5 protein-coding genes are annotated in these 5,355 nt (G+C 69.2%); 1 reads left to right on the top strand and 4 read right to left on the bottom strand.

Features of this window, described 5'->3' with window-relative positions:
* Window positions 1–58: 58 nt before the first annotated feature.
* The 3 genes from HW445_RS17530 to glnA all read right to left on the bottom strand — a co-directional run bounded on the left by HW445_RS17530 (window position 59) and on the right by glnA (window position 3,645).
* A complete protein-coding gene (locus HW445_RS17530) occupies window positions 59–682 on the bottom strand; it encodes a polysaccharide deacetylase family protein (RefSeq protein ID WP_180221950.1) in 624 nt (207 codons plus the stop codon).
* A 128-nt stretch (window positions 683–810) separates the two neighbouring features.
* The gene (locus HW445_RS17525) at window positions 811–1,836 is read right to left on the bottom strand and encodes a glycoside hydrolase family 11 protein (protein ID WP_180221949.1); all 1,026 of its coding nucleotides are present in this window, start codon (window positions 1,834–1,836) and stop codon (window positions 811–813) included.
* 399 nt (window positions 1,837–2,235) lie between these two features.
* A complete protein-coding gene (gene glnA, locus HW445_RS17520; protein ID WP_180221948.1) occupies window positions 2,236–3,645 on the bottom strand; it encodes a type I glutamate--ammonia ligase in 1,410 nt (469 codons plus the stop codon).
* Window positions 3,646–3,900: 255 nt separating this feature from the next.
* Here glnA and HW445_RS17515 point away from each other — a divergent pair, with 255 nt between their 5' ends.
* Window positions 3,901–4,368 carry an RDD family protein gene (locus tag HW445_RS17515; protein ID WP_180221947.1) on the top strand — a complete coding sequence of 156 codons (468 nt, stop codon included), beginning with the start codon at window positions 3,901–3,903 and terminating at the stop codon, window positions 4,366–4,368.
* A 75-nt stretch (window positions 4,369–4,443) separates the two neighbouring features.
* Here the strand turns inward: HW445_RS17515 and HW445_RS17510 are convergent, their stop codons facing one another.
* Window positions 4,444–5,142: a DUF4191 domain-containing protein gene (locus tag HW445_RS17510; protein WP_151772928.1), complete on the bottom strand. Its 699-nt coding sequence runs from the start codon at window positions 5,140–5,142 to the stop codon at window positions 4,444–4,446.
* Between the last annotated feature and the right edge of the window lie 213 nt (window positions 5,143–5,355).

Here is a 5,355-nt window from a genome sequence, read left to right as displayed (position 1 = left end):
TCGGGCTCGGCCCCGGACACGGACACGGACACGGACACGGCCGCCGCGTGCCGCGCCCTCAGGTCCCGTCCGGTGCCACCGCCCGGCCGGTGACCGGGCAGATCCTGCCCGTGCGCAGTCCCTTGGCGGCCAGCACCCGGCCGATCCGCGGGACGGCCTCCAGGGTGGTGGCGGGCCAGTCGTGCAGGAGGATGACCTGGCCGTCGGTGAGCCGTCCGGCCGCCTCGACGATGGCGTCGGCGCTCGCGCCGTTCCAGTCCTGCGGGTCGACGTCCCAGAGGATCTCCGTGAGGCCGTACTTCGCCGCGGTGGCCCGGAGGGTGTCGTCGGTGTCGCCGTACGGCGGGCGGAACAGCGTCGGGACGCCTCCGCCCGCGGCGGCGACGGCCCGTTGCGTCCGGGCGATCTCGGACTCCATCGCGGCCGGGTCGAGCCGGGTCATGTACGGGTGGCTGTAGCTGTGGTTCTCCACCCACATCCCGGCGGCGACCTGGGCGCGCACCAGGCCGGGGTCCGCCTCGACGTGGTTGCCCTGGTTGAACATGGTGGCCCGCAGCCCCGCCTCGCGCAGGGCGGTCAGCAGGGCCGGGGTGCGGCCCGACGGCCCGTCGTCGAAGGTGAGGCCGACGTACCCGCGGCAGGCGGTGCCCCCGGCGGCGGGCGGACGGAACGACGTGGGCATGGGTGAGGTCTCCTGGTCGGGGAGCGGCTCGGGCCGCCCGGACACGGTACGTCCGGACGGCCCTCGTCCTGGGTGGCGCCTGTCTGCGGTCCGGCCCGGGCCCGGCGTGGGGACGGGCCCGAACCGGATCAGCCCGCGCTACAACTCACGGTGGGCCAGGTCCAGGTGCCGTTCGTCTGGAGAGTCATGCCCCAGTTGTTGCCGCTGCCGTTGGACTTCGCCACCAGGGTCTGGGCGTCCGGATAGCTCGCCGAGACGTTCCAGGTCGCCAGGACCTTCTCCGGCGACGGGACCTTGACCGTGACGGTCCAGTTGCTGGAGCCGCTGACCGACACGTTGAGGTTGTACCGGTCGCTCCACTTGTCACCCGCCGACAGGACCGCCGTGCAGCCGCCCGGGTTGGTGGGCGGCGGGGTGGTGCCGCCACCGCCGCCACCGCCGGAGGAACCGCCGCGGCTCACCGTGATGTTGGAGCTGCCGCTGCTGTTGTAGCCCTCGGTGGCCATGATCTCGTAGTTGGCGGAGCCGAACTGCAGACCGGCGTTCCTCCAGGCGTTGAAGATCGTCGACTTGGTGATGGTGCCGCCGGTGCGCTTGGCCTGACGGACCGCGAAGTACTGGGTGAAGGTCTTGGTGCCCTCGATGGACGGAGCGTTGGTGCGGGTGGCCTTGTACAGGTCGTAGGTGCTGCCGTCCGACTGGACCGAGCCGACGCGGGTGGCTCCGGTGCTGGGGTTGTAGTTGCCCCAGTTCTCGACGATGTACCACTCGACCAGCGGGTTCTGGTACCACCCGTACAGCGCCAGGTAGCAGTTGCCGTTGCAGTTGAACGAGCCCGAGTACGTGACCGAGTCGGTCGCGTTGCCCGGGTTCCAGCCCTTGCCGACGACGATGTTCCTCGCGTTGCTGTTCCAGGTGACGCTGTAGTTGCCGCCCGAGTTCAGGGTCATGGACCCGCCACTGGCCTCCTGCCAGAACGAGTAGAAGTTGCCCTCGTGGGTGCCGGTGCTGTTGGACGTCACGACCGTGGCCGCGTTCGCCGGGGCGAAGCCGGCCACGTAGGCGAGGAAGGCCACGATCAGGACGCTGACAGTGCGGATCACGGATGGGACTCTGCGGCGCTCGCGGCCGACGAGCTGAACGTCACTGTTCATCCGTCAGTCCTCCTTTGTGGGTGGGGGGATGGTGACTGATGACCAGTGTGCGGAGACGCACATCCGTGTCAATTGTTTCGGTAGAACTTTCGAAATCTCTCGAGACCTCGGCCCGCTCAAGACCCCCTGCTGACAACGGTGTTAGAGCAGCCCCGGGCGGCTGTGCACCGAGGATGATCAAAACCCCGCCCAGGGACGCCACCTGGGACGGGGGCCGGATTCCGAAACTTTCGAGACGTTTGCGCAAAGTCGGTGCGCAGGGCGATCAGCGCGGCCCCGTCGTCCCGCGCGCCCGCGGAAACGGCCGTGGGCCGTGCCCTCCCCCTCGACGGGGGAAGACACGGCCCACGGCCCGCGTACGGCCCGGAGCTCTACCTGCCTGCTCCGGTCCGCACGGTTTTAGATGTCGTAGTACAGCTCGAACTCGTGCGGGTGCGGGCGGAGCTGGATCGGGGCGATCTCGTTGGTGCGCTTGTACTCGATCCAGGTCTCGATCAGGTCCGCCGTGAAGACGTCACCCTGGAGCAGGTACTCGTGGTCGTCCTCCAGCGCCTTGAGCACGGCGTCGAGGGAGGTCGGGACCTGCGCGACGTTGGCGTGCTCCTCGGGAGCCAGCTCGTAGAGGTCCTTGTCGATCGGCTCGGCCGGCTCGATCTTGTTCTTGATGCCGTCCAGGCCGGCCATCATCAGCGCGGCGAAGGCCAGGTACGGGTTGCCGGAGGAGTCCGGGGCGCGGAACTCGACGCGCTTGGCCTTCGGGTTGGCGCCGGTGATCGGGATGCGCATCGCGGCGGAGCGGTTGCGCTGCGAGTACACCAGGTTGATCGGGGCCTCGAAGCCCGGGACCAGGCGGTGGTAGGAGTTCACCGTCGGGTTGGTGAAGGCCAGCAGCGACGGGGCGTGCTTGAGGATGCCGCCGATGTAGTGGCGGGCCATGTCGGACAGGCCGGCGTAGCCGGTCTCGTCGTAGAACAGCGGCTGGCCGTCGGTCCACAGGGACATGTGGACGTGCATGCCGGAGCCGTTGTCGCCGAAGATCGGCTTGGGCATGAAGGTGGCGGACTTGCCGTTCCTCCAGGCGACGTTCTTGATGATGTACTTGAACAGCATCAGGTCGTCGGCCGCGGCCAGCAGCGTGTTGAACCTGTAGTTGATCTCCGCCTGGCCGGCGGTGCCCACCTCGTGGTGCTGGCGCTCGACCTGGAGACCGGACGCGGCCAGCTCCAGGGACATCTCCGCGCGCAGGTCGGCGAAGTGGTCGACCGGCGCGACCGGGAAGTAGCCGCCCTTGTACTTGACCTTGTAACCGCGGTTGTTCTCCGTGGCACCGACGTTCCAGGCGCCCGCCTCGGAGTCGATGTGGTAGAAGGCCTGGTTGGCCTCGGTGGAGAAGCGCACCGAGTCGAAGACGTAGAACTCGGCCTCGGGCCCGAAGAAGGCGGTGTCGGCGATGCCGGTGGACGCCAGGTAGGCCTCGGCCTTCTTCGCCACGTTCCGCGGGTCGCGGGAGTACTGCTCGCCCGTGATCGGGTCGTGGATGAAGAAGTTGATGTTGAGGGTCTTGTCCCGGCGGAACGGGTCGACACGGGCCGTGCTCAGGTCGGCGCGCAGGGCCATGTCCGACTCGTGAATGGCCTGGAAGCCGCGGATCGACGAGCCGTCGAAGGCGAGCTCCTCGTGCGGGTCGAACGCCTCGGCGGGAATCGTGAAGTGCTGCATCACGCCCGGCAGGTCGCAGAAGCGAACGTCAACGAACTTGACGTCCTCATCGGCGATGAACTTCTTGGCCTCGTCGGCGTTCTGGAACATCCAGCTCCTCCTACTCCCGGCCGGTTCCGCCAGGGGTGGTAGTACTTCGTGCGCCAGTGCGGTGACACACGCTGTCTGGGACCCTAGTGATCGGCGATTTCTCGAACATGACTCATTTGTTTCCGGGAAGTTAACCGGCAGCTCGTCGGCGGCGTACCGCCGGCGCGCGGGGGTCTCCTTCCATGGTCCTGCCCCGGACGGCCGGGCGCACCCCGCCCTCCGCCACGCGCGCGCACGGCAAGTACCGTGGAGTCCGTGGACAACAGGCAAGCACTCGGATCGTGGCTCTCCGGCCCCCGCGCGGCGGCGGAGGAGGCCGGTGTCGACTTCGGCTACCGCGGCCAGCAGCTCGGGCTGCCCGAGCAGGGCCCCGGCTCGGTGGCGCGCCCCGGGCGGCGTCTCGGCGCGCTGGCCGTGGACTGGGGTCTCTGCATGCTGATCGCATACGGTCTCATCACCGATGGCTACGGTCAGGCAACGGGCAACTGGGCACTGCTGATCTTCTTCGCGCTGGGCGTGCTGACCGTGGGCACCCTCGGCTTCACACCGGGCAAGCGGCTCTTCGGGCTGCGGGTGGTGGCACTCTCCAGCGGCACGGTGGTGCCGTGGCGGGCGGCCCTGCGGACGCTGCTGCTGTGCCTGGCCCTCCCCGCCCTGGTCTGGGACCGGGACGGCCGCGGCCTCCACGACCGCGCCGCCGGCACGGTCGAGGTCCGCATCTGACGCGCCACCGGGACGGACATGCGGAAGGGCGCCCGGGGGACCGGGCGCCCTTCACGTGGGGTCGGGGGCAGCGGGTCAGCGGCCCTTGCTGCCGCGGGGGAGCTTCATGCCCTTCGGCATGGGGCCCTTGGGAAGCGGCATGTTCTTCATCAGGTCGCCCATCGCCCGCAGCCGGTCGTTGGTGGTGGTGACCTGCGGGCCGGTGAGCACCCGGGGGAGCTTCATCATCGTGGTGCGCAGCTTCTTCAGCGGCACCTGGCCCTCGTCGTTGCCCACGACGATGTCGTGCACCGGCACGTCGGCGACGATACGGTTCATCTTCTTCTTCTCGGCCACGAGCAGGCTCTTCACCCGGTTGGGGTTGCCCTCCGCGACCAGCACGATGCCGGCCTTGCCGACCGCCCGGTGCACCACGTCCTGGCTGCGGTTCATCGCGACCGCCGGCGTCGTCGACCAGCCCCGGCCGATGTTGTCCAGCACCGCCGCCGCCGCGCCCGGCTGGCCCTCCATCTGCCCGAAGGCTGCCCGCTCGGCCCGGCGCCCGAACACGATCGCCGTCGCCAGCAGGGCGACCAGCAGACCGAGGATGCCCAGGTAGATCGGGTGACCGATCAAGAAGCCGATCGCGAGGAAGACACCGAAGGTGATGATTCCGACAGCCGCGAGTACAAGACCGATCTTCTTGTCGGCCCTGCGGGTCATCTTGTACGTCAGGGCGATCTGCTTGAGTCGCCCGGCATTCGCAGACTCCGCTGCGGTTTCCTTCCTCGCCATGTCTGGAAGTCTACGTGCACGACCCCGCCGCCACGAAGGCGGTGCCCGCTCCGTGCCCGGCCGGTCCCGCGCGGTGACCGGTCAGGAGCGCGGCGCGGGCGCTCCGTCGAGCACGCGCTGCACCTCGACCCGTTCCCGGGCGCGCTGCCGGTCCGCGACGACGCCGCTCCAGGCGTTGCGCCGCGCGGTGCGCTGACCGCTTCCGAGCAGCAG

It is taken from the genome of Streptomyces sp. UH6 (assembly GCF_013421635.1).
Lineage (GTDB): Bacteria > Actinomycetota > Actinomycetes > Streptomycetales > Streptomycetaceae > Streptomyces > Streptomyces abyssomicinicus.
The sequence above is the reverse complement of the archived record's forward strand: the minus strand, read 5'-3'. Positions and strand labels throughout refer to the sequence as shown.

Coding starts and splice junctions, on each gene's coding strand:
- HW445_RS17530 (WP_180221950.1), bottom strand. CDS start 682: ATGCCCACGTCGTTCCGTCCGCCCGCCGCCGGGGGCACCGCCTGCCGC.
- HW445_RS17525 (WP_180221949.1), bottom strand. CDS start 1,836: ATGAACAGTGACGTTCAGCTCGTCGGCCGCGAGCGCCGCAGAGTCCCA.
- glnA (WP_180221948.1), bottom strand. CDS start 3,645: ATGTTCCAGAACGCCGACGAGGCCAAGAAGTTCATCGCCGATGAGGAC.
- HW445_RS17510 (WP_151772928.1), bottom strand. CDS start 5,142: ATGGCGAGGAAGGAAACCGCAGCGGAGTCTGCGAATGCCGGGCGACTC.